Origin of the sequence: Streptococcus oralis (assembly GCF_024399415.1) — a bacterium.
GTDB lineage: Bacteria > Bacillota > Bacilli > Lactobacillales > Streptococcaceae > Streptococcus > Streptococcus oralis_CS.
In genome coordinates this window covers 1,930,243-1,955,141 of sequence record NZ_CP029257.1, presented here as the reverse complement: position 1 = coordinate 1,955,141, position 24,899 = coordinate 1,930,243, and the positions used below count along the sequence as shown (strand labels likewise).

The following is a 24,899-nucleotide window of genomic DNA, read 5'->3' as shown; positions in this document are numbered from 1 at the left end:
CTTAGCCGAATTCTGCACCTTTTCCATATATGGAAGAGGTTTTCTTTTTGTCAAAGGGAAACCTGAGAAAAGGAGGTTTTTATGAAAGCAAGCATTGCCTTGCAAGTCTTGCCCCTATCACAGGGGATTAATCGAATTGCTATTATCGATCAGGTTATTGCTTATCTGCAGGCGCAGTCCATGACCATGGTGGTGACACCATTTGAAACGGTTTTGGAAGGGGAGTTTGATGAGCTTATGCGCATTCTCAAAGAAGCGCTTGAAGTGGCTGGGCAGGAGGCAGATAATGTCTTTGCCAATGTCAAAATAAATGTAGGAGAGATTTTAAGCATCGATGAGAAACTTGAAAAGTATACTGAGACGACACATTAGTCTATTGGGTTTTCTAGGAGTCTTGTCAATCTGGCAGTTAGCAGGAATATTCAAACTTTTACCCAAGTTTATCCTGCCAACCCCTTTTGAAATTCTCCAGTCCTTTGTTCGTGACAGAGAATTTCTCTGGCACCATAGCTGGGCGACCTTGAGAGTGGCTTTGCTAGGTCTAGTCTTGGGAGTCTTGATTGCCTGTCTCATGGCTGTACTTATGGATAGTTTGACTTGGCTCAATGACCTGATTTACCCTATGATGGTGGTTGTTCAGACCATTCCGACTATTGCCATAGCCCCTATCCTGGTCTTGTGGCTAGGCTATGGAATTTTGCCCAAGATTGTCTTGATTATCCTGACGACAACCTTCCCTATCATCGTTAGTATTTTGGATGGATTTAGGCATTGTGACAAGGATATGCTGACCTTGTTTAGTCTGATGCGGGCCAAGCCTTGGCAAATCCTTTGGCATTTTAAAATCCCGGTCAGCCTGCCTTACTTTTATGCAGGTCTGAGGGTCAGTGTCTCCTACGCCTTTATCACAACCGTGGTGTCGGAGTGGCTGGGAGGTTTTGAAGGACTAGGTGTCTACATGATTCAGTCTAAAAAACTGTTTCAGTATGATACCATGTTTGCCATTATTATTCTGGTGTCGATTATCAGCCTTCTCGGTATGAAGTTGGTCGATATTAGTGAAAAATACGTGATTAAATGGAAACGTACTTAAATAGAGCGTTTTAGAAAAAGAAAAGAGGAAATGAAAATGAAGAAAACATGGAAAGTGTTTTTAACGCTTGTAACAGCTCTTGTAGCTGTCGTACTGGTGGCTTGTGGCCAAGGAACTGCTTCTAAGGACAACAAAGAAGCAGAACTCAAAAAGATTGACTTTATCCTAGACTGGACGCCAAATACTAACCACACAGGGCTGTATGTTGCCAAGGAAAAAGGTTATTTCAAAGAAGCTGGAGTGGATGTTGACTTGAAATTGCCACCTGAAGAAAGCTCGTCTGACTTGGTGATCAATGGCAAGGCGCCGTTTGCTATCTATTTCCAAGACTACATGGCTAAGAAATTGGAAAAAGGTGCAGGAATCACTGCCGTTGCAGCTATCGTTGAGCACAATACATCTGGAATCATCTCACGTAAATCGGACAATGTCAGCAGTCCAAAGGACTTAGTTGGGAAGAAATACGGAACCTGGAATGACCCAACGGAGCTTGCTATGTTGAAAACCTTGGTAGAATCACAAGGCGGAGACTTTGAGAAGGTCGAAAAAGTACCAAACAACGACTCAAACTCAATCACACCGATTGCCAATGGTGTTTTTGACACTGCTTGGATCTACTACGGTTGGGATGGTATTCTTGCCAAATCGCAAGGCGTAGACGCTAATTTCATGTACTTGAAAGACTATGTAAAAGAGTTTGACTACTACTCACCAGTTATCATCGCAAACAACGACTATCTAAAAGACAACAAGGAAGAAGCTCGTAAAGTCATCCAAGCCATCAAAAAAGGCTACCAATATGCTATGGAACACCCAGAAGAAGCTGCAGATATCTTGATTAAGAATGCGCCTGAACTCAAGGAAAAACGTGACTTTGTCATCGAATCTCAAAAATACTTGTCAAAAGAATACGCAAGCGACAAGGAAAAATGGGGACAATTTGACGCTGACCGCTGGAATGCCTTCTACAAATGGGACAAAGAAAATGGTATCCTTAAAGAAGACTTGACAGACAAGGGCTTCACTAACGAATTTGTAAAATAATGACAGAAATTAGACTAGAACACGTCAGCTATGCCTATGGCGATGAAAAGATTTTAGAAGATATCAACCTGCAGGTGACGTCAGGTGAAGTAGTTTCTATCCTAGGCCCAAGTGGTGTTGGAAAGACCACTCTCTTTAACCTAATCGCTGGGATTTTAGAAGTCCAGTCTGGGCGAATTGTCCTTGATGGCGAGGAAAATCCCAAGGGACGCGTGAGTTATATGTTGCAAAAGGATTTACTCTTGGAACACAAGACGGTGCTTGGCAATATCATCCTGCCCCTCTTAATTCAAAAGGTGGATAAGGCGGAGGCCATTGCCCGAGCAGATGAAATTCTTGCGACCTTCCAGTTGACGGCGGTACGGGACAAGTATCCTCATGAACTTAGTGGGGGGATGCGTCAGCGTGTAGCCTTGCTTCGGACCTACCTTTTCGGGCACAAGCTCTTTCTCTTGGATGAGGCCTTTAGCGCTTTGGACGAGATGACCAAGATGGAACTCCACGCTTGGTATCTGGAGATTCACAAACAGCTACAGCTGACGACCCTCATCATCACGCATAGTATTGAAGAGGCCCTCAATCTCAGCGACCGCATCTATATCTTGAAAAATCGTCCTGGGCAGATTGTCTCAGAAATTAAATTAGATTGGTCTGAAAACGAGGACAAGGAAGTCCAAAAGATTGCCTATAAGCGTCAAATATTAGCAGAATTGGGATTAAATACTTAGATCCTTAGAACAATATTATATATTAAATCCGAGTAAAAATCTTGCTTGGATTTAATTGTTTCAAAGCTGATGAACATGCATGATTAGGTTTAATATTTAAATAAATAGTAAGTTAATATAAAAATAAATAAATTTTAGTTGACATTCTGTCATGAATCTGTATAATATAATTGAACCATTATAGACAATAAGGAGGATAATGTGGTGAAAAAGAGAACTAGCAAACTCTTTCGTGGCTTGATGGCCTTGCTACTGGTTGTGTCGGTCTTTTTGCCTGCACTAAGACTTAATGGAGTAGTTAGTGCTGCCGAAAAAACTGAATCAGAGTACACTTTGACTACAGAGCCGACGATTAATACGAACCGATTAGTCGATCATGCCAAATATGGTGAAGGTAAGTTCTATCTTAAAACAACTTACGCATTCCCAGACAATGTAACTCTGAATAACGGTGATTTCATGGTTTATCACGTTCCAAATGAGTTCAAAATCGAAGTAGATTCTACTACAGATTTGAAAGCTCCGAACGGTGAAACGATTGCATCGCTGACAACAGAGAAGGCAACGAATACTGCTAAGATTACAGTAACAAACGAAGAGTACTTTAAGAAGTTTAATGAGAACAAACAAATTGTTGCATCATTTACTGTGGTATGGGCAGACCATGTTGAAAAGAACAAGGAATATGAAATCAACATTCCTGGTGCAGGAGTTTACCATTTGACTCGTATCGTTCCAGACGTTGACCCAACTGGATTTACTAAATGGGGAGTTCAAGACTCAGACGATCCTAACTATGTAAACTGGCGTATCCGTGTTAACCGCTATGCAAAATCTTACACTGGTGTTAATATCCAAGATACTATTCCAGATGGGCAAGTTCTTGCAAGTGAAATCACTGGTTACTACTTCCCAGACTGGGAAAATGGTTACGGAAGAACAAAATTGGATAGTGCTCATGTCCAAGTAACAGATAAGAACCATTTCTCAATTACACCTAACGGTGATGGAACTCTTGATCATAAAGGTTTGTTCATCCTATACCGTACTCGTTTGACTAAACCAGTTGACCAAGTTACTAAACGTGTACTAAATAACGTGTCGGTAACTACAAACGAGGAAGCTCAACCGATTGATTTTGAAGGTTTTGCACCAATTACCACAACAGACGGTATTGGTGGAGGCGCCAAATCGGATGAGGTAGCTTTAGAAGTAACTAAGAAACTTGAAGGTAAAACTCTTGAAAAAGATGCATTTAGTTTCCAACTTCTAGATGACAAAGGTAGTGTTTTACAAACTGTCAAAAATGATGAGAATGGTAAAGTGAAGTTCGAGGCAATCAAATACAAAGAAGCAGGAACTTTTAAATATACCATTAAAGAAGTTAATGATAACAAACCTGGATACACTTATGATGCGAACGTCCTTAAAGCGACTGTAACAGTAGAAGATGTTTTGGGTGAAAAATTAGCAAGCGTCAAATTTGAAGATTCTAAGAAAGAATTTACAAACACATACGCTGCTAAAGAAGCAAAACTTCAACTTGAAGCTAAGAAAGTCTTGAACGGTAAAGCTCTTGAAGCTGGCCAATTTGAATTTGAGTTGAAAGAAGACGGGAAAGTTCTCCACACTGTTTCAAACGATGCAAACGGTAAGATTCAATTCCCAAAACTTACGTTCACAAAAGAGGAAACTCGTACATTCACTATCTCTGAAAAAGCTGGTGATGTAGCCGGAGTTGAATACGATCCGAATGCTTATGAAGTAACAGTAGTCGTTAAAGATAACGGCCAAGGTCAACTTGTTGCAACTGCAAAAGATGCTGACAACATTACTTTCACGAACGTTTATAAAGCTAAACCAGATAAAAAAACTATCACAGCTACTAAAGTCTTGAACGGTAAAGAACTTGAAGCTGATAAATACGAATTCGAACTTAAAAAAGGTGAAGAAGTCGTTGCGACAGCTAAAAACGCTGCAGACGGAACTGTTACTTTCAAAGAAATTGAGTTCGCAACAGCAGGTGACTACACTTACACTATCACTGAAAAAGCAGGTAGCGAAAAAGGTGTGACATACGACACTGCTACACATAAAGTGACAGTAAACGTTACAGATAACGGTCAAGGCCAACTTGTTGCTACTGTTACAGGTAACAACCCAACCTTCACCAACACTTATAAAGCAACTACAACAACAGCTACTATCACAGCTACTAAAGTCTTGGAAGGTAAAGCTCTAGAAGCTGACAAATACGAATTCGAACTTAAAGAAGGTGACAAAGTCGTTGCGACAGCTAAAAACGCAGCAGACGGTACTGTTACTTTCGAAGATATCAAGTACGCAGCAGCAGGCAACCACACTTACACTATCTCTGAAAAAGCAGGTAGTGAAAAAGGTGTGACATACGACACTGCTAAACACGAAGTTAAGGTAGCAGTTACAGATAACGGTCAAGGCCAACTTGTTGCGACTGTAACTGACAACAACCCAACCTTCACCAACACTTATAAAGCAGCTACAACAACAGCTACTATCACGGCTACTAAAGTCTTGAATGGTAAAGCTCTAGAAGCTGGTAAATATGAGTTTGAACTTAAAGAAGGTGACAAAGTCGTTGCGACAGCTAAAAACGCAGCAGACGGTACTGTTACTTTCCCAGCAATCAGCTATGATGCTGCAGGCCCTCACACTTACACAATTACTGAAAAAGCAGGTAGCGAAGCAGGTGTGACATACGACACTGCTACACATGAAGTGACAGTAAACGTTACAGATAATGGTCAAGGCCAACTTGTTGCAACTGCAACTAACAACAACCCAACCTTCACCAACACTTATAAAGCAGCTACAACAACAGCTACTATCACGGCTACTAAAGTCTTGAATGGTAAAGCTCTAGAAGCTGGTAAATATGAATTTGAACTTAAAGAAGGTGACAAAGTCGTTGCGACAGCTAAGAATGCTGCAGACGGTACTGTTACTTTCGAAGATATCAAGTACGCAGCAGCAGGCAACCACACTTACACTATCTCTGAAAAAGCAGGTAGTGAAAAAGGTGTGACATACGACACTGCTAAACACGAAGTTAAGGTAGCAGTTACAGATAACGGTCAAGGCCAACTTGTTGCGACTGTAACTGACAACAACCCAACCTTCACCAACACTTATAAAGCTGCTTCAACAACTGTAAATATTACCGCTAAGAAAGTCTTAGAAGGTAAAGCCCTTGAAGCAGGCAAATATGAGTTTGAACTTAAAGAAGGTAACAAAGTAATTGGAACAGCTACAAACGCTGCAGACGGTACTGTTGCTTTCGAAGGTATCGAGTATAAAGAAGCTGGTGACCACACTTACACTATCTCTGAAAAAGCAGGTAACGAAGCAGGTGTGACATATGATACTGCTACACATAAAGTGACTGTTAAAGTTGATGACAACGGTGCAGGCCAACTTGTTGCGACTGTAACTGACAACAACCCAACCTTCACAAATACTTATGTTGCATCTTCAACAAAAGTACCCTTTACAGCTAAGAAAGTCTTGAAAGGTGATAAAGAGCTTGTAAAAGGTCAATTTAAGTTTGAACTTAAAGAAGGTGACAAAGTCGTTGAGACAGCTACAAACGCTGCAGACGGTACTGTTACTTTCACAGCAATTGAGTACAAAGAAGCAGGTGAGCACACTTACACTATTACTGAAGTAAAAGGTGACGATAAGAATATCAAATATGATGAAAATTCTTACGAAGTGACAGTAAAAGTGACAGATAATGGTGCAGGCCAACTTGTAACAACTGTTACAGGTAACAACCCAACAATCACTAACACGTATACTGAACCGAAAAAAGAAGAACCTAAGGAAGATCCTAAGGGTGAACAGCCTAAGGGAGATTTGCCAAACACTGGTGGAGCAGACTTTACAGCATTCTCTACTATTCTTGGTCTAGTTCTTGCAGCTTTGGCAGGACTTGTATACCGTGCTAAGAAAGTTGACTAATCTCAACTTTGAATAACTAAAAAAGATGGCGACTGTTTTACGGTCCCATCTTTTTGTTTTGGATAGTTTATAATAATCTTCGCAACTCGTTCCCTTTTCCTTTAAAAAAATCAAAAATTTCGGTATAATAGTCAAAGATAGTCAAGGTTCAAAGAAGGAGTTTGATTTACTATGAGATTTAAAAATACATCAGATCATATCGAAGCCTATATCAAGGCGATTTTAGACCAATCTGGTATTGTGGAATTGCAACGGAGCCAGTTGGCAGATACCTTCCAGGTTGTACCGAGTCAGATCAACTATGTCATCAAGACCCGCTTTACGGAAAGTAGAGGTTACTTGGTTGAGAGCAAGCGTGGTGGTGGAGGCTACATTCGCATAGGGCGGATTGAATTTTCCAGTCATCATGAGATGCTCCGCGATTTGCTTTACTCGATTGGTGAGCGAGTTAGTCAGGAGATTTATGAGGATATCCTCCAGCTTTTGGTGGAGCAGGACTTGATGACCAAGCAGGAGATGACCTTGCTGACTTCAGTAGCAACGGATCGTGTCCTAGGAGAAGAATCCTCAGTTGTCCGTGCTAATATGCTCCGACAGCTATTACAAGAGGTAGATAGAAAAGAGAAGTAAGATGAACTATTCAAAAGCATTGAATGAATGTATCGAAAGTGCCTACATGGTTGCGAGCCATTTTGGAGCCCGTTATCTAGAGTCTTGGCATTTATTGATTGCCATGTCTAATCACAGTTACAGTGTGGCAGGTGCGACTCTAAATGATTACCCATACGAGATGGACCGTTTAGAAGAGGTTGCGTTGGAACTGACTGAAACCGACTATAGCCAAGATGAAACCTTTACGGAATTACCCTTTTCCCATCGTTTGGAGGTCCTCTTTGCGGAAGCAGAGTATGTAGCCTCAGTGGTCCATGCTAAGGTGCTAGGGACAGAGCATGTCCTCTATGCGATTTTGCATGACGGCAATGCCTTGGCGACTCGCATCTTGGAGAGAGCAGGTTTCTCTTATGAAGACCAGAAAGATCAGGTCAGAATTGCTGCTCTTCGTCGCAATCTAGAAGAACGTGCTGGTTGGACAAGAGAAGATCTTAAGGCTTTGCGTCAACGTCATCGCACAGTAACTGACAAGCAAAATTCCATGGCCAATATGATGGGCATGCCTCAAGCTCAAAGTGGTGGTCTAGAGGATTACACGCATGATCTGACGGAGCAAGCGCGCTCTGGCAAGTTAGAGCCAGTTATCGGTCGAGACAAGGAAATCTCACGTATGATTCAGATTTTGAGTCGAAAGACCAAGAACAATCCGGTCTTGGTTGGTGATGCTGGTGTCGGGAAAACAGCTCTAGCACTTGGACTTGCCCAGCGTATTGCTAGTGGGGATGTGCCTGCGGAAATGGCAAAGATGCGTGTTCTAGAGCTTGATTTGATGAATGTTGTTGCGGGGACACGTTTCCGTGGAGATTTTGAAGAGCGCATGAACAATATCATCAAGGATATAGAGGAAGATGGCAAAGTGATCCTCTTTATCGATGAACTCCACACCATCATGGGTTCTGGTAGCGGTATTGACTCGACTCTGGATGCAGCCAATATCTTGAAGCCAGCCTTAGCTCGCGGAACTCTGAGAACAGTTGGTGCAACCACTCAGGAAGAATACCAAAAACACATCGAAAAAGACGCAGCCCTTTCTCGTCGTTTCGCCAAAGTAACGATTGAAGAGCCAAGTTTAGCTGACAGCATAACCATTTTGCAAGGTTTGAAAGCTACCTATGAGAAACATCACCGTGTACAAATTACAGATGAAGCTGTCGAAACAGCTGTTAAGATGGCGCATCGTTACTTGACCAGTCGTCACTTGCCAGACTCTGCTATCGATCTTTTAGATGAAGCGGCAGCAACAGTGCAAAACAAATCCAAGCAGGTGAAAGCAGACGAATCCGACTTGACTCCAGCTGACAAGGCCTTGATGGATGGCAAGTGGAAACAAGCTGCCCAGCTAATCGCAAAGGAGCAGGAAGTCCCTGTCTATAAAGACTTGGTGACAGAATCTGATATTTTGACCACCTTGAGTCGCTTGTCAGGGATTCCAGTTCAAAAACTGACGCAAACAGATGCTAAGAAATACCTGAACTTGGAAGCTGAACTACACAAACGTGTCATCGGCCAAGATCAAGCTGTTTCAAGCATTAGCCGTGCCATTCGCCGCAACCAGTCAGGTATTCGCAGTCACAAGCGTCCGATTGGTTCCTTTATGTTCCTAGGACCGACAGGAGTCGGTAAGACCGAATTGGCAAAGGCTCTGGCAGAAGTCCTCTTTGATGACGAATCAGCCCTTATCCGCTTTGATATGAGTGAGTATATGGAGAAATTCGCAGCTAGCCGTCTCAATGGAGCTCCTCCGGGCTATGTAGGCTACGAAGAAGGTGGGGAGTTGACCGAGAAGGTTCGCAACAAACCTTACTCCGTTCTCCTCTTTGACGAGGTAGAGAAGGCTCACCCAGATATCTTTAATGTCCTCTTGCAGGTTCTGGACGACGGTGTCTTGACAGATAGCAAGGGACGCAAGGTGGACTTTTCAAATACCATTATCATCATGACGTCAAACCTTGGTGCAACAGCCCTTCGTGATGACAAGACGGTCGGCTTTGGCGCGAAAGACATTCGTTTTGACCAGGAAAATATGGAAAAACGCATCTTTGAAGAGTTGAAAAAAGCTTATCGACCAGAGTTTATCAACCGTATTGATGAAAAGGTGGTCTTCCACAGTTTGGATAGCGAACACATGCAGGAAATTGTCAAGATTATGGTAAAACCATTGATTGCTAGCCTCGCTGAGAAGGGCATCGACTTGAAACTGCAAGCTTCAGCGTTGAAGTTACTAGCAAGTCAAGGATATGATCCAGAAATGGGAGCTCGCCCACTTCGCAGAACCCTGCAAACAGAAGTGGAAGACAAGCTAGCAGAACTCCTTCTCAAGGGAGAATTGGTAGCAGGCAAGACCCTCAAGATAGGTGTTAAAGCTGGTCAATTAAAATTTGATATTGCTTAAAAATGGAGAGTCAGGAGCAATCCTGATTCTTTTTTTGCTACTTTTTTATAAAAAATGATAAAAAACTATTGACAAAACAAAAATATAGTATATAATAAAAACATAGAAAATAAAAATATCAAAAATTATAAAAAGGTAAAACGTTTATGAAAAAGAAAACAGCAGTGGTATTTGGGACCTTTGCCCCTCTCCATCAAGGGCATATCGATCTGATTCAGCGAGCGAAGCGTCAGTGTGACCAGGTCTGGGTAGTCGTTTCAGGCTACGAGGGAGACCGAGGTGAGCAGGTAGGTTTAAGTCTTCAAAAACGATTTCGCTATATCCGAGAGGCTTTTCGGGATGACGAGTTGACCTCTGTCTGCAAGCTGGATGAGACCAACCTTCCCCGTTACCCTATGGGCTGGCAGGAGTGGTTGGACCAGATGTTAGCGGAGATTTCCTATGATGAAACCCAGCAAGAACTGACTTTTTTTGTAGGAGAAGCAGAATACCAGCAGGAGCTAGCTAAACGTGGATTTGGCACCGTCTTGCAAGAAAGAAAGTTTGGTATCTCAGCGACTATGATTCGAGAAAATCCAAGCAAATATTGGAAATACATCGCTCAACCCTTCCGTCGTCAGTTTACCAAGAAAGTCTTGATCATGGGAAGTGCTAGCAATGGGAAGACCACTCTAGCCAAGGATTTGGCAAGGTATTACGATGCGCCCGTTAGTTTGGAATACGCGCGTGAGTACCAGATCAAAAACAATGTCCGCGACGATGAATTGACTCCAAAGGATTATTATTATCTCCTTTTAGGGCAGTATGACCAGACCTCCAAACTAATAGATAGCAATGCCAATCGAGGTCTAGTGATAGCCGATACCAACTCCTTGGTAACCAAGGGCTACTATGACTATTACATGGAGACTGAGGACCAAGAGGACTTATCAGGAGAAACCTTTGACAATCTCTTTGCCTCTATCTTGGCCAAGGAAAAATGGGATTTGATTCTCTTTGTGCAACCTGTCGGCTCCTATGTCAATGACGGATTTAGAGATATGACCATGGCGGAAGACCACATTCGCTACAGTTTTTCCCAGCATTTGGACCAAATGAGGGAGCGATACTTAACCACCATTCCACTAGTTTATCTAGCGGAGGATTATCTAGGCAATTATGAAGCAGCAAAAGTGGCTATTGATGCCATTTACCAAGCAGATTAGGAGAAAATTATGAAAACAGTAACTAAAAAAATCACACAATTTATCGAAAACTTTAACAATGTCCATGCTGAAGCCCGCAAGATCGGTTTTGCAGGGATCATGCGCCTGCTCTGGAAAGATCTCTTTGTCGGCCGTAGCCTTGTCCAGTGGTTATACCTCATCGCTCTGTCAAGTGTTCCCTTGATCTTAGAGTTCACGCAAAATACGGAAAGTCATGACTGGCTGAGCTTGTTTGCATCTTGGACTGGGATTGTCTGTGTTATCTTGGTAGCAGAAGGGCGTGCAAGCAATTATCTCTTTGGGGCCATTAATTCGGCAATCTACTTGATCTTGGCCATGAATGCGACTTTTTATGGCGAAGTCTTGACGACGGTTTACTTCTTTGTCATGCAGCCGATTGGTCTCTATGCTTGGCTGTCCAATCGTATCAATGAACAGGAAAAACCAGAAGAATCCCACTTTGAAGCTAAGAAATTATCTGTTCTTGACTGGCTCAAGTACTTAGCCTTGACTGCCATTATCTGGATTGGTATGGGCTTGGCTTATCAAAGTATCAATAGTGCTCGCCCTTTCCGTGATAGTGTTACCGATGCGACCAATGGCGTTGGTCAGCTCTTGATGACACGTCTCTACCGCGAGCAATGGATTTTCTGGATTGCAACCAATCTTTTTAGTATTTATCTCTGGTGGGGTGAAAATATTCACATCCAAGGGATGTACTGGGTATACACACTCAATAGTCTAGTGGGTTGGTACCAATGGACCAAGGCAGTTCGAAAGGAGGCATAAGATGGCAGACATAAAGATTCCAGAAGGGATGACGGAAAAAGAATATTATGAAATCCATGCCAGTCAGGAGGAGTTTTTAGACTGGTACTACAAGCAGGAACTCCCTCAATATGAAAAACCAAGTGTGACAGTGGATATGGTAGCCTACTGCTTTGTCGAAGGAAAGATCAAGCTCTTGCTAATCCGTCGCAAGGCCCACCCTTATCAGAACTGTTTAGCCTTAGTTGGAGGCTTTATGGACAAGGGAGAAGATGCTACACATGCCTGTCAGCGCGAAGTGAGAGAAGAAGTCAATCTGGATCTACCTTTGGAGAAAATCGAGCAATTGATGACCGTATCGACTCCCGGGCGTGACCCACGGGGCTGGACGGTGACCATTGCCCACTTGGTGTACCTACCTAGTCGTGCCTTAGACCTCGTTCAGGCAGGTGACGATGCCAAGGATGTCGTTTTCGTAGATGTCGATTTTCAGACAGGCAAATGCTACCTAGATGGAGTCGAGCTGGAGGAGCAAGCCTTCGCCTTTGACCATTATGCCATTATCCAAGAGTCCATCAAACGAATTCAAGGCCGTCTCGACTGGAACCCAACCTTCCTCTATCTGTTGGAGGAGGAGTTTACTGTCTACGAAGGAACCGAACTGGTCAATCTTATCAACCCCGGTCGCCCAATCGTCAGCAATAATTTTCTTGTAAAATACGGCGAATATGTAGAAGAAGTCGGACTCAAACGAGTACCCAAAAAGAAACCAAGAAAAACCTATCGATTGAAATAAAGAGGTCGGGACAAAGTTCCCGACCTCTTTATTTATCATCATTTTTATGAATGGCTATCTTTCTTAGAATTGCTCAACAGGTGAGTAAAGAAGTCTTTATATCGATACTTTAGATAGTTCTCGTGCAAAAATAACAAAGCGATATAAACAATCAAAAAGATTGTAGTCAGATAGAAGACATCAAATGCAGTTCGCGCATAGTAAGTGGCTGATTGATAAGAGCCAATAGCTCCCAAAATCAACCAAGGAAGATACTTGTAATACTTATTTAGCATAAGAGTGCACCTCCTATATTCTATTTCAATGTTATTATATTCCTTTGTCTAACGCAATGCAAGCGATTACACAAAGGTGATGTAAAAAATAGGACTTTAATTTTAAAAATTTTCTATTTTTTCGTTTCAATTACGAATAGAAATAGTAGAGAGAAATTTTCTAAAATAGTTTCTCTAAATAGTTGACAGATTCAAAGCCCAATGTTACAATTGTATTACAAAAAGATTTCTTAACATTTCAAAAATATTACAAAGGAGTAGAAAAATGAAAAAGAAAACCTATATCAAATTGATGGCAGCGACTGTATTGGCTTCTACCTTGCTACTAGGAGCTTGTGGAAATAAAAACGAAACCACTCAAACCAGCAGCTCTGCGAAGACAAGTCAATCATCAAGTTCCAAAGCAGCTTCTTCTAGCAAAGAAAGCAAGACACAAAAATCTTCAAGCTCAGCTTCATCTGAAAAGGCTCAGGCATCTTCTGGTCAGTCTTCTACAACGGCAGATCAGTCACAAGCGAAACCAGCACCTGAATCAAGACAAGAACAAGCAGCTCCTAGTCAACAAGCCCCATCTCAGGCACCTTCAACTCAGCAAGGTTCTCAAGCCCAGTCTAACCAGTCAGACTATGATCCAACAACTGACCGCCAACTTCAAGACAAGCAAGCAGAACACAACAAACGCTACAAGGGTGTTTTAACCATGGTCGATGGTGATTTCTCAGCAGCTGCAGGCAACTGGAAGGGAGCGAATGGCGAAACTATTACGGTTTCATCAGGGGGCCAATTTACAGTAGAAACTGCAGATGGAAAGAAAGAAAACTATTCTATCAGAGGCTACTCTTACACACTTGATGATGGCAAGTATAATGCCAAAATAGGTGGAGGAAAAATCATCCAAATTACAACAGGTGCGGATGGTAAAGTTTCGAGCGTTGCCTTGATTCAATAATAGTATCTAGGTTTTCCTAGGAGCTAAAAAACCGTAAACTCAAGTGAGTTACGGTTTTTTTGTGTATTATGCTTTGTCTAATTGCAAGAGGGCTTCAATCTCTGCCAGGGTGCTAGCTTGGGAAATGGCTCCACGAAGTTTGGCAGCACCAGATGTTCCCCGAAGGTAGTGAGGAGCGAGTCCACGGAATTCACGAACGGCTACGTTTTCTCCTTTGAGGTTAATCAAGCGTTTCAAGTGTTCGTAAGCAATTTTCATCTTGTCTTCAAAAGTCAAATCAGGGAGAATTTCTCCTGTTTCAAAGTAGTGGTTGATCTGGTTGAAGAGGTAGGGATTACCCATGGCTGCACGACCAATCATGACAGCGTCAGCACCGACTTCTTCGATACGCTGTTTGGCTTCTTGGACAGTGCGGATGTCACCGTTGGCGATAAATGGAATCTTGGTCAAAGCTTGAGCAACCTTGTGTAGGGTCTCGAGGTCTGCGTGACCTGTGTACATTTGTTCGCGGGTACGGCCATGCATAGCGAGAGCAGAGACACCTGCAGCCTCAGCAGCGAGGGCATTCTCCACAGCTAGGGATGGGTCAGACCAGCCTGTACGCATTTTGACAGTGAGGGGGATATCAAGGACAGATTGGACCTTGTTGATAATAGAGTAGATCTTGTCTGGGTCCTTGAGCCACATAGCGCCAGCTTCATTCTTTACGATTTTGTTAACTGGGCAACCCATGTTGATATCGACGATATCGGTCTTGGTGTTTTCTTGTATGAATTCTGCAGCGCGTGCGAGGCTATCTTCATCGCTACCAAAGAGTTGGATAGAAACTGGGTTCTCTCCTTCATCGATATGAAGCATATGTAGGGTTTTTTCGTTGTTGTATTGGATTCCCTTGTCAGAGACCATTTCCATGACAACGAGTCCAGCTCCGAGCTCTTTTGCGATGGTGCGAAAGGCTGAGTTGGTGACACCAGCCATGGGTGCTAAAACAGTACGATTGGGAATCTCAACATTGCCAATCATAAAAGGTGTATTAAGATTTGTCACGAATGAGTTCCTCCAGGTCGTTTTCATCAAAGTTATAAGTTGTTTGGCAGAATTGACAAGTGATTTCTGCCCCGTGGTCTTCCTCCTTCATTTCCTCAAGGTCTGAGCTTGGAAGGCTGGCAAGAGCGTTCATAAAACGGTCTTTACTGCAGTCACATTGGAAACGAATTTCTTCTTCAGATAGACGTTTGTATGATTCGTCACCATAGATGGCCTTGAGGAGGGCTTCGATATGGTCATCGCTTTCCAGAAGGGTTGAGATGGCTGGCATTTCTTGGATGCGTTTTTCAAAGCGAGTAATCTCTTCGTCCTTGGCTCCTGGTAATACTTGGAGAAGAAAACCTCCAGCAACTTTGACCTTGTCGTCTTCGTCTAAAAGGACATTAAGCCCCACAGCTGAAGGGGTTTGTTGACTTTCTGTCAGGTAATAGGCCAAGTCTTCACCGATTTCCCCAGAGATGAGGGGAGTCATGGAGTTGTAGGGATTTCCAGTACCGTAGTCTGTGATAACGAGAAATTGGCCATTGCCGACAAAAGGTCCGACAAGGACTTCACCCGTTGCAGTTTTTTTAATGTCCACACCTGGATTTTGAACGTAGCCTTTGACGTTTCCCTTGGTATCTGCAACCGTGATGATGGCACCAAGAGAGCTGGTTCCAAGAACTTTAACTGTTAGTTTGGTATTTCCTTTTTCATTGGCTGCGAGAATTTGGCTAGCGATAAGGGTACGGCCAAGTGCAACAGTTGAACTGGCTTGAGTTTGATGTTTTTCTTGAGCAGTGCGGATGGTTTCCGTGCTGTCAAGAACAAAAGCACGAAAGGCTCCGCTTTCTGATATAGTTTTAATAATTTTATCCATAGCTACTATTTTAGCATAAAAATGCCTAAAGGGGGAGTCGTGTGTTTGCTGTTTCTGAGGAATAATGACGAGGAAATCAGCTTTAAAATAAAATGAGAAACAGATTATTTCAGCATTTGTAAGATTTATGCTATGCTTGTAGGAGAAAATGAAAGGGGTAACAAATGTATTTAGGTGATTTGATGGAAAAAGCAGAATCTGGTCAATTTTTAGTCCTTTCCTTTCTATTACAAGATTCGCAGACAACAGTCAAGAAAGCCATGGAAGAAACAGGATTTTCAAAGGCGACTCTAACCAAGTACATCTCTCTGATTAACGAAAATGCCTTGGAAAGAGGACTAGAGCTGACCATCCACTTGGAAGATGAAAATCTGCGTTTGTCGATTGGTGCAGCCACAAAGGGGAGAGAGATTCGGAGCTTGTTTCTAGACAATGCCATTAAGTACCAAATTTTGGTTTACCTTCTCTATCACCAACAGTTTCTAGCTCATCAGTTGGCTCAAGAATTGATGATTAGCGAGGCCACGCTTGGTCGCAACTTAGCTGGTCTAAATCAGATTTTGTCAGAGTTTGACTTATCCATCCAAAATGGCCGTTGGCGAGGTCCGGAGCATCAGATTCGCTATTTCTATTTCTGCCTTTTTCGCAAGATTTGGTCCAGTCAGGAGTGGGAAGGTCACATGCAGAAAGCTGAGAGAAAACAAGAGATTGCTAGCTTAGAAGAAATCTGCGGTGCCAGCTTGTCTTCAGGTCAGAAATTGGACTTGGTTCTCTGGGCTCACATCAGTCAACAGCGTCTTCGGGTCAATGCCTGTCAGTTTCAAGTCATAGAAGAAAAAATGCGAGGGTATTTTGACAATATTTTCTATCTTCGTTTGCTGAGAAAGGCTCCGTCCTTTTTTGCTGGGCAACATATCCCTCTAGGAACTGAGGATGGTGAGATGATGGTATTCTTTTCATTTCTCCTTTCCCATCGTATTTTGCCCCTTCATACTATGGAGTATATCCTTGGTTTTGGAGGGCAATTAGCTGATTTGCTGACGCAATTGATTCAAGAGATGAAGAAAGAGGAGTTACTGGGGGACTACACAGAGGACCATGTCACCTATGAACTCAGTCAGCTCTGTGGTCAAGTTTATCTCTACAAGGGCTATATCTTGCAAGATCAGTACAGATACCAGACAGAGAATCGCCATCCCTATTTGCTGATGGAACATGATTTTAGAGGAACTGCAGAGAGAATTTTTCATATTTTGCCTACCTTTCAACAGGGAACGGATTTGGATAAGAAAATTCTCTGGGAATGGCTTCAGTTGATAGAGTATATGGCAGAAAATGGTGGCCAACATATGAGTATTGGTCTGGATTTGACATCTGGTTTTCTTGTCTTTTCTAGGATGGCTGCCATTTTGAAACGGTATTTGGAATACAATCGTTTCATTACTATTGAAGCCTATGAGCCCAGTCGACATTATGATTTGTTGATTACCAACAACCCTATTCATAAGAAAGAACAGACTCCGGTTTATTATTTAAAAAATGATTTGGATATGGAGGATTTGGCGAAGATTCGTCAGATGCTCTTTGCTTAAAAGGCCTGAATTTTCAGGTCTTTTTTGTGAAATTCGCACAATCTCCTCACATTTTTTAAAAATTTTAAAAAAATTGATAAACAAGAAAGCGCTTTATTTTGTATACTAGTTACTGTAAAGAGGAACCCCCTCAAGATTTTATCAGGAGGACAGCACATGTCACAAGAAAAATACATCATGGCTATTGACCAAGGAACTACAAGTTCTCGTGCCATTATTTTTAACAAAAAAGGAGAAAAGGTTAGCTCTAGTCAAAAAGAGTTTACTCAGATTTTCCCTCAAGCAGGTTGGGTTGAGCACAATGCCAATGAAATTTGGAACTCTGTTCAGTCAGTTATTGCGGGTGCTTTCATCGAAAGTGGTGTCAAGCCAAATCAAATCGAAGCCATCGGGATTACCAACCAGCGTGAAACAACGGTTGTCTGGGATAAGAAAACAGGGCTTCCTATCTACAACGCAATTGTTTGGCAATCTCGCCAGACAGCACCTTTGGCTGAGCAACTAAAAAGTCAAGGTTATGTAGAAAAATTCCATGAAAAGACTGGTTTGATCATCGATGCTTACTTCTCAGCTACCAAGGTTCGTTGGATTTTGGACCATGTAGAAGGCGCTCAAGAGCGAGCAGAAAAAGGAGAATTGCTCTTTGGTACGATTGATACTTGGTTGGTTTGGAAATTGACTGACGGTGCGGCTCACGTGACGGATTACTCAAATGCAGCCCGTACCATGCTTTATAACATTAAAGAACTCAAATGGGATGATGAGATTTTGGAAATCCTCAACATTCCTAAGGCTATGCTCCCAGAAGTTCGTTCTAACTCTGAAATCTACGGCAAGACTGCTCCATTCCATTTCTACGGTGGAGAAGTGCCAATTTCAGGTATGGCTGGGGACCAACAGGCAGCCCTCTTCGGTCAGTTGGCCTTTGAACCTGGTATGGTCAAGAATACTTATGGAACAGGTTCTTTCATCATTATGAACACTGGTGAAGAGATGCAGTTGTCTGAAAACAACCTTTTGACAACGATTGGTTATGGGATCAACGGCAAGGTTTACTATGCCTTGGAAGGTTCTATCTTTATCGCAGGAAGTGCCATTCAGTGGCTTCGTGATGGACTTCGCATGGTTGAAAATTCACCAGAGTCTGAAAAATATGCTCTCAATTCTCACAACAATGACGAAGTTTATGTCGTACCTGCCTTTACAGGTCTAGGGGCTCCATACTGGAATCAAAATGCTCGTGGTTCGGTCTTTGGCTTGACTCGTGGGACAAGCAAAGAAGACTTTATCAAGGCAACTTTGCAATCCATCGCTTATCAAGTACGTGACATCATTGACACCATGCAAGTGGATGCTCAGACAGCTATCCAAGTCTTGAAGGTAGATGGTGGTGCAGCCATGAACAACTTCCTCATGCAGTTCCAGGCTGACATTTTGGGAATCGATATTGCCCGTGCTAAAAACTTGGAAACAACTGCCCTAGGTGCAGCCTTCCTAGCTGGTTTGGCAGTGGGTTACTGGAAGGATTTGGACGAGTTGAAGCTCTTGAACGAGACAGGAGAACTCTTTGAGCCATCCATGAACGAATCGCGCAAGGAACAACTCTACAAGGGCTGGAAGAAGGCTGTGAAAGCAACGCAAGTCTTTGCGGAAATCGATGACTAATACTGAAAGAATAAAGTGACTCAGTTAGAAAGTGTGTAAATATGGAATTTTCAAAGAAAACACGTGAATTGTCAATTAAAAAAATGCAGGAACGCACTCTGGACCTTTTGATTATCGGTGGAGGGATTACAGGGGCTGGTGTAGCCTTGCAGGCGGCAGCTAGTGGACTTGACACTGGATTGATTGAAATGCAGGACTTCGCAGAAGGAACATCTAGCCGTTCAACAAAATTGGTCCACGGAGGTCTGCGTTACCTCAAACAATTTGACGTGGAAGTGGTATCAGATACAGTTTCTGAACGTGCAGTGGTTCAACAAATCGCTCCACATATTCCAAAACCAGATCCAATGCTCTTGCCAGTTTACGATGAAGATGGAGCGACCTTTAGCCTTTTCCGTCTCAAAGTAGCCATGGACTTGTACGACCTTTTGGCAGGTGTTAGCAATACGCCAGCTGCTAACAAGGTCTTGAGCAAGGAAGAAGTCTTGGAACGCCAGCCAAACTTGAAGAAAGAAGGCTTGGTAGGAGGTGGAGTTTACCTTGACTTCCGTAATAACGATGCGCGTCTCGTGATTGAAAACATCAAACGTGCCAACCAAGACGGTGCTCTCATTGCCAACCATGTTAAGGCAGAAGGCTTCCTCTTTGACGAGAGTGGCAAGATTACAGGTGTTGTAGCTCGTGATTTGTTAACAGACCAAGTCTTTGAAATTAAGGCTCGTCTGGTGATTAACACAACAGGTCCTTGGAGCGACAAGGTGCGTAATTTGTCTAATAAGGGAACCCAATTCTCACAAATGCGTCCAACTAAGGGAGTGCACTTGGTAGTGGATTCAAGCAAGATCAAGGTTTCACAGCCGGTTTACTTTGACACAGGTTTGGGAGATGGTCGTATGGTCTTTGTTCTCCCACGTGAAAACAAGACTTACTTTGGTACAACGGATACAGACTACACAGGCGATTTGGAACATCCAAAAGTGACTCAGGAAGATGTAGATTATCTACTTGGTATTGTCAACAACCGCTTCCCAGAAGCCAACATCACCATTGATGATATCGAAAGTAGCTGGGCTGGTCTTCGTCCATTGATTGCAGGCAATAGCGCTTCTGACTACAATGGCGGAAATAACGGAACCATTAGCGACGAAAGCTTTAACAACTTGATTGCGACTGTCGAAGCTTATCTATCGAAAGAAAAAACACGTGAAGATGTTGAATCTGCTGTCAGCAAGCTTGAAAGTAGCACATCTGAGAAACATTTGGATCCATCTGCAGTTTCTCGTGGTTCGAGTTTGGATCGTGATGATAATGGTCTTTTGACCCTTGCTGGTGGTAAAATCACAGACTACCGTAAGATGGCTGAAGGAGCTATGGAGCGCGTAGTCGATATCCTCAAAGCAGAATTTGACCGTAGCTTTAAACTGATCAACTCGAAGACTTATCCTGTTTCAGGTGGAGAATTGAACCCAGCAAATGTGGACTCAGAAATCGAAGCCTTTGCTCAACTTGGAGTTTCACGTGGTTTGGATAGCAAGGAAGCTCAGTATCTCGCAAATCTTTACGGTTCAAATGCACCGAAAGTCTTTGCACTTGCTCACAGCTTGGAACAAGCGCCAGGACTCAGCTTGGCAGATACCTTGTCCCTTCACTATGCAATGCGCAATGAGTTGGCTCTTAGCCCAGTTGACTTTCTTCTTCGTCGTACCAACCACATGCTCTTTATGCGTGATAGTTTAGATAGCATCGTTGAGCCAGTTCTGGATGAAATGGGACGATTCTATGATTGGACCGAAGAAGAAAAAGCAGCCTACCGTGCGGATGTCGAAGCAGCTCTTGCTCAAAACGATTTGGCAGAACTAAAAAATTAAGAAAAACTAGAAGAGAGGGAGGGTAGCATTCCTTGTCGCCCGCCCCTTCTTTTAAATGGAGACAAAGATATGATGAAAGAATTATTTGGAGAATTTTTGGGGACCTTAATCCTCATCCTCCTAGGAAATGGAGTTGTAGCAGGTGTGGTTCTTCCCAAAACCAAGAGTAACAATTCAGGATGGATTGTGATTACTATGGGCTGGGGAATTGCTGTAGCCGTTGCGGCCTTTGTATCTGGCACGCTCAGTCCAGCCCACCTAAATCCAGCTGTGACGTTTGCGATGGCCTTAAAAGGAACTCTCTCTTGGGCTTCTGTTTTCCCTTATATCCTAGCCCAATTCGCAGGAGCGATGGTGGCTCAGATTTTGGTTTGGTTGCAATTCAAACCACACTATGAGGCGGAAGAAAACGCAGGAAATATCCTAGCGACCTTCAGTACTGGCCCTGCCATCAAGAACACAGTATCCAACTTGATCAGCGAAATCCTTGGAACCTTTGTTTTGATCTTGACAATCTTTGCCTTGGGACTCTATGACCTTCAGGCAGGATTAGGGACCTTTGCAGTGGGAACCTTGATTGTTGGTATCGGTCTTTCACTAGGTGGGACAACGGGTTATGCCTTGAACCCAGCTCGTGACCTTGGACCTCGTATCATGCACAGCATCTTGCCAATTCCAAACAAGGGAGATGGGGACTGGTCTTATGCTTGGATTCCTGTTGTAGGACCTATCCTCGGAGCGGCCCTTGCAGTTCTCGTATTTTCACTTTTCTAAGATAAAAGAGTTATTGGCAACAGAGTTTGAGATGAAAATCTCAGGCTCTTTTTTGATGGCCAAAACATTAACATTTTAACTTATCTTAAAATAAGCTAAAACCAATTTTTAAGTTATGGTAAACAGTTGAAAAAAAGGTTGATAAAGTGGTAAAATGTTAGGAAGATAAGATGCTAACAATACATACTGATAGCTAATAGAAATAATATATTAATGGATAGCTTATGAAAAAACAACGAAATTTACATGTATTCTTAGGCCGGACGGCTCTATATTTTGTAATCTTACTTGGTTTGCTTTATTTTTTTAGTTACCTTGGTCAGAGCCAAGGCACCTTTATTTATAATGAGTTCTAGTTTAAAGGAGAAGAGGAACAGTGTCTAATAAACCGATAAAAGATATGATTGAAACGATTGAGCACTTTGCTCAAACACAACCAACATATCCTGTCTACAATGTTTTAGGCCAAGAACATACTTATGGTGATCTGAAGGCTGATTCAGATAGTTTAGCTGCAGCTATTGATCGACTTGGTTTGCCTGAGAAATCTCCTGTTGTTGTCTATGGTGGACAGGAGTATGAGATGCTGGCTACCTTTGTTGCGCTGACTAAGTCAGGTCATGCCTACATTCCAATTGACAGCCATTCGGCCTTGGAACGAGTTTCTGCTATCGTAGAAGTTGCAGAGCCAAGTTTGATTATTGCCATCTCAGATTTTCCATTGGAGCAAGTCTTTATGCCAATGATGACTTTAGCTCAGGTTCAAGAAGCTTTTGCTCAAGCTTCCAGCTACGAGATGACCCATCCAGTCAAGGGAGATGACAACTACTACATCATCTTTACTTCTGGTACGACTGGTAAGCCTAAGGGAGTGCAGATTTCCCATGATAATCTTCTCAGCTTTACCAACTGGATGATTACAGATAAGGAATTTGCGACGCCAAATCGTCCACAAATGCTGGCTCAGCCCCCTTATTCTTTTGACCTATCTGTCATGTACTGGGCGCCAACCTTAGCACTGGGTGGTACGCTTTTTGCTCTTCCTTCAGCCATTACTCAGGACTTCAAAAAACTCTTTGCGACGATTTTTTCCTTGCCCATTGCTATCTGGACCTCAACACCATCCTTTGCAGATATGGCCATGTTGTCAGAAGACTTTAACAGTGAGAAAATGCCAGGAATCACGCATTTCTACTTTGATGGTGAAGAATTGACAGTCAAAACAGCTCAAAAACTACGCGAGCGATTCCCAAATGCCCGTATTATCAATGCCTACGGACCAACAGAAGCGACAGTAGCTTTGTCAGCAGTTGCTGTAACAGACGAGATGTTGGCGACTCTCAAACGCCTGCCAATCGGCTATACCAAGGCTGATTCTCCGACCTTTATCATTGATGGGGAAGGTAAGAAAGTTCCAAATGGTGAACAGGGAGAAATTATCGTTTCTGGGCCAGCTGTTTCAAAAGGCTATATGAACAATCCTGAAAAAACGGCAGAAGCTTTCTTTGAGTTTGAAGGTCTACCAGCCTACCACACAGGGGATGTAGGAACCATGACAGATGAGGGCTTGCTTCTCTATGGTGGACGAATGGATTTCCAGATTAAGTTTAATGGTTATCGCATTGAGCTTGAAGATGTCTCTCAAAACCTCAACAAGTCTCGCTATATCGAGTCGGCAGTTGCTGTCCCGCGTTATAACAAGGACCACAAGGTGCAAAATCTACTGGCCTATGTCATCCTAAAGGACGGTGTTCGTCAGCAGTTTGAACGTGATATCGATATTACCAAGGCTATCAAGGAAGACTTGGCAGATATCATGATGTCTTATATGATGCCATCGAAATTCCTTTATCGGGACAGTTTACCACTAACTCCTAATGGTAAAATTGATATCAAGGGCTTGATTAACGAGGTAAACAGTAGATGATGGAGCTTTATAAACAGCTACCTCATTTGGAACCTTATGGTGATCTTCAGTACTTTTTATACGTAATTGTTGCGACTTTACCTATCTTTATCGGTCTTTTTTTCAAGAAACGTTTTGCCTTGTACGAGGTGCTCGTTAGTCTCTTCTTTATCATCACCATGTTGGTCGGTGGAAAGACGAATCAAATAAGCGCTTTGATCCTTTATGTTATTTGGCAAGTGCTGCTTGTATCTTTCTACAAAAGGTACAGGAAACAACGGGATAGTAAATGGATATTTTACCTGATTAGCTTTCTATCTCTATTGCCAATCGTCTTTGTGAAAGTATCTCCTGCTATTCATGGACCTCAATCTTTGTTTGGCTTTTTAGGGATTTCTTACTTAACCTTTCGTGCAGTTGGGGTTATCGTTGAGTTGAGAGACGGTGTCATCAAGGATTTAACGATTTGGCAATTCTTACGTTTTCTTCTCTTTATGCCGACTTTCTCAAGTGGTCCCATTGATCGTTTTAAACGCTTCAATGAAAATTACGAGACCATTCCTGAGCGGGATGAGCTGATGGATATGCTAGAAGAGGCTGTCAAATATATCATGCTTGGCTTCCTCTACAAGTTTATCTTGGCTCACATTTTAGGAGAGACATTATTGCCTCCGCTGAAAAATTTGGCCTTGCAGACAGGTGGTTTCTTTAACCTCTACGCTTTAGCGGTCATGTACACCTTTGGCCTGGAGCTCTTCTTTGACTTTGCGGGCTACTCTATGTTTGCCTTAGCCATTTCAAACTTGATGGGTATTCATAGTCCTATCAACTTTAACAAGCCCTTTTTGTCAAGGGATTTAAAAGAGTTTTGGAATCGCTGGCACATGAGTCTGTCTTTCTGGTTCCGTGACTTTGTCTTTATGCGGATGGTCATGGTGTTGACCAGAAAGAAGGTCTTTAAAAATCGCAATGTGACCTCAAGTGTAGCCTATATTCTCAATATGCTGATTATGGGATTTTGGCATGGTGTGACCTGGTACTACATAGCCTATGGACTTTTTCATGGGATTGGGCTGGTCATCAATGACGCTTGGATTCGTAAGAAAAAAGCGCTCAATAAAGAACGGAAAAAAGCTGGAAAGGGTTCCTTACCTGAGAATCGCTGGATTCAGTTGCTTGGCATGGTTGTCACCTTCCATGTCGTGATGGTTTCATTCTTAATCTTTTCTGGATTTTTGAATGATTTATGGTTTAAAAAATAAAAGGA

Annotated in this window: 21 protein-coding genes; 18 read left to right on the top strand and 3 right to left on the bottom strand. The window is 42.6% G+C overall.

What is annotated here, in order from left to right; translation table 11 throughout:
* Positions 1-81: 81 nt before the first annotated feature.
* The 10 genes from DG474_RS09360 to DG474_RS09310 all read left to right on the top strand — a co-directional run bounded on the left by DG474_RS09360 (position 82) and on the right by DG474_RS09310 (position 12,697).
* Positions 82-372, top strand: a complete 291-nt coding sequence (locus DG474_RS09360) for a thiamine-binding protein (protein ID WP_049490575.1) — start codon at positions 82-84, stop codon at positions 370-372.
* Complete coding sequence (locus DG474_RS09355; protein ID WP_080976205.1) at positions 335-1,093, top strand: ABC transporter permease; 759 nt, start codon at positions 335-337, stop codon at positions 1,091-1,093. The genes DG474_RS09360 and DG474_RS09355 overlap by 38 nt, the downstream gene beginning before the upstream one ends.
* Positions 1,094-1,129: 36 nt before the next feature.
* The gene (locus DG474_RS09350; RefSeq protein ID WP_044021580.1) at positions 1,130-2,137 is read left to right on the top strand and encodes an ABC transporter substrate-binding protein; all 1,008 of its coding nucleotides are present in this window, start codon (positions 1,130-1,132) and stop codon (positions 2,135-2,137) included.
* Positions 2,137-2,865, top strand: a complete 729-nt coding sequence (locus tag DG474_RS09345; RefSeq protein ID WP_049490579.1) for an ABC transporter ATP-binding protein — start codon at positions 2,137-2,139, stop codon at positions 2,863-2,865. Before DG474_RS09350 ends, DG474_RS09345 begins: the two co-directional genes overlap by 1 nt.
* A 204-nt stretch (positions 2,866-3,069) precedes the next feature.
* Complete coding sequence (locus DG474_RS09340) at positions 3,070-6,864, top strand: Spy0128 family protein (protein ID WP_439794566.1); 3,795 nt, start codon at positions 3,070-3,072, stop codon at positions 6,862-6,864.
* Between the two features lie 171 nt (positions 6,865-7,035).
* Positions 7,036-7,494 carry a CtsR family transcriptional regulator gene (locus DG474_RS09330; protein ID WP_001211263.1) on the top strand — a complete coding sequence of 153 codons (459 nt, stop codon included), beginning with the start codon at positions 7,036-7,038 and terminating at the stop codon, positions 7,492-7,494.
* Between the two features lies 1 nt (position 7,495).
* Positions 7,496-9,928, top strand: coding sequence for an ATP-dependent Clp protease ATP-binding subunit (locus tag DG474_RS09325; protein WP_255778194.1), 2,433 nt, complete (start codon positions 7,496-7,498; stop codon positions 9,926-9,928).
* A gap of 146 nt (positions 9,929-10,074) precedes the next feature.
* A complete protein-coding gene (locus tag DG474_RS09320; RefSeq protein WP_255778193.1) occupies positions 10,075-11,133 on the top strand; it encodes an AAA family ATPase in 1,059 nt (352 codons plus the stop codon).
* A gap of 9 nt (positions 11,134-11,142) precedes the next feature.
* A complete protein-coding gene (pnuC, locus tag DG474_RS09315; RefSeq protein WP_042767588.1) occupies positions 11,143-11,922 on the top strand; it encodes a nicotinamide riboside transporter PnuC in 780 nt (259 codons plus the stop codon).
* A gap of 1 nt (position 11,923) precedes the next feature.
* Positions 11,924-12,697, top strand: a complete 774-nt coding sequence (locus DG474_RS09310) for an NUDIX domain-containing protein (protein ID WP_255778192.1) — start codon at positions 11,924-11,926, stop codon at positions 12,695-12,697.
* Positions 12,698-12,741: 44 nt separating this feature from the next.
* Here DG474_RS09310 and DG474_RS09305 read toward each other — a convergent pair whose 3' ends face one another.
* A complete protein-coding gene (locus DG474_RS09305; protein WP_049490535.1) occupies positions 12,742-12,972 on the bottom strand; it encodes a hypothetical protein in 231 nt (76 codons plus the stop codon).
* A 265-nt stretch (positions 12,973-13,237) separates the two neighbouring features.
* On the opposite strand from DG474_RS09305, the gene DG474_RS09300 reads away from it, so the two are divergent.
* Positions 13,238-13,921 (top strand): hypothetical protein, encoded by a 684-nt coding sequence (locus DG474_RS09300; RefSeq protein WP_255778191.1) that lies wholly within the window; start codon positions 13,238-13,240, stop codon positions 13,919-13,921.
* A gap of 66 nt (positions 13,922-13,987) precedes the next feature.
* Here the strand turns inward: DG474_RS09300 and dusB are convergent, their stop codons facing one another.
* Both dusB and hslO read right to left on the bottom strand, forming a co-directional pair.
* Complete coding sequence (dusB, locus tag DG474_RS09295; RefSeq protein ID WP_000183317.1) at positions 13,988-14,968, bottom strand: tRNA dihydrouridine synthase DusB; 981 nt, start codon at positions 14,966-14,968, stop codon at positions 13,988-13,990.
* On the bottom strand, positions 14,955-15,827 hold the full coding sequence (gene hslO / locus DG474_RS09290) for an Hsp33 family molecular chaperone HslO (protein ID WP_255778190.1): 873 nt from the start codon (positions 15,825-15,827) through the stop codon (positions 14,955-14,957). The genes dusB and hslO overlap by 14 nt, the downstream gene beginning before the upstream one ends.
* A gap of 164 nt (positions 15,828-15,991) precedes the next feature.
* On the opposite strand from hslO, the gene DG474_RS09285 reads away from it, so the two are divergent.
* The 7 genes from DG474_RS09285 (at position 15,992) to dltB (ending at position 24,894) form a co-directional block, all read left to right on the top strand.
* A complete protein-coding gene (locus DG474_RS09285; protein ID WP_255778189.1) occupies positions 15,992-17,419 on the top strand; it encodes an AcpB/EbpR/MafR family transcriptional regulator in 1,428 nt (475 codons plus the stop codon).
* A 156-nt stretch (positions 17,420-17,575) separates the two neighbouring features.
* Complete coding sequence (gene glpK, locus DG474_RS09280; RefSeq protein ID WP_255778188.1) at positions 17,576-19,084, top strand: glycerol kinase GlpK; 1,509 nt, start codon at positions 17,576-17,578, stop codon at positions 19,082-19,084.
* Between the two features lie 41 nt (positions 19,085-19,125).
* A complete protein-coding gene (gene glpO, locus DG474_RS09275; protein ID WP_255778187.1) occupies positions 19,126-20,952 on the top strand; it encodes a type 1 glycerol-3-phosphate oxidase in 1,827 nt (608 codons plus the stop codon).
* A gap of 69 nt (positions 20,953-21,021) precedes the next feature.
* Complete coding sequence (locus DG474_RS09270; protein ID WP_255778186.1) at positions 21,022-21,726, top strand: MIP/aquaporin family protein; 705 nt, start codon at positions 21,022-21,024, stop codon at positions 21,724-21,726.
* A 224-nt stretch (positions 21,727-21,950) separates the two neighbouring features.
* The gene (locus DG474_RS09265) at positions 21,951-22,082 is read left to right on the top strand and encodes a teichoic acid D-Ala incorporation-associated protein DltX (protein WP_008276434.1); all 132 of its coding nucleotides are present in this window, start codon (positions 21,951-21,953) and stop codon (positions 22,080-22,082) included.
* 20 nt (positions 22,083-22,102) lie between these two features.
* Positions 22,103-23,653 carry a D-alanine--poly(phosphoribitol) ligase subunit DltA gene (gene dltA / locus DG474_RS09260; protein WP_255778185.1) on the top strand — a complete coding sequence of 517 codons (1,551 nt, stop codon included), beginning with the start codon at positions 22,103-22,105 and terminating at the stop codon, positions 23,651-23,653.
* Positions 23,650-24,894, top strand: a complete 1,245-nt coding sequence (gene dltB, locus DG474_RS09255) for a D-alanyl-lipoteichoic acid biosynthesis protein DltB (protein WP_255778184.1) — start codon at positions 23,650-23,652, stop codon at positions 24,892-24,894. Before dltA ends, dltB begins: the two co-directional genes overlap by 4 nt.
* The last annotated feature ends 5 nt before the right edge of the window (positions 24,895-24,899 follow it).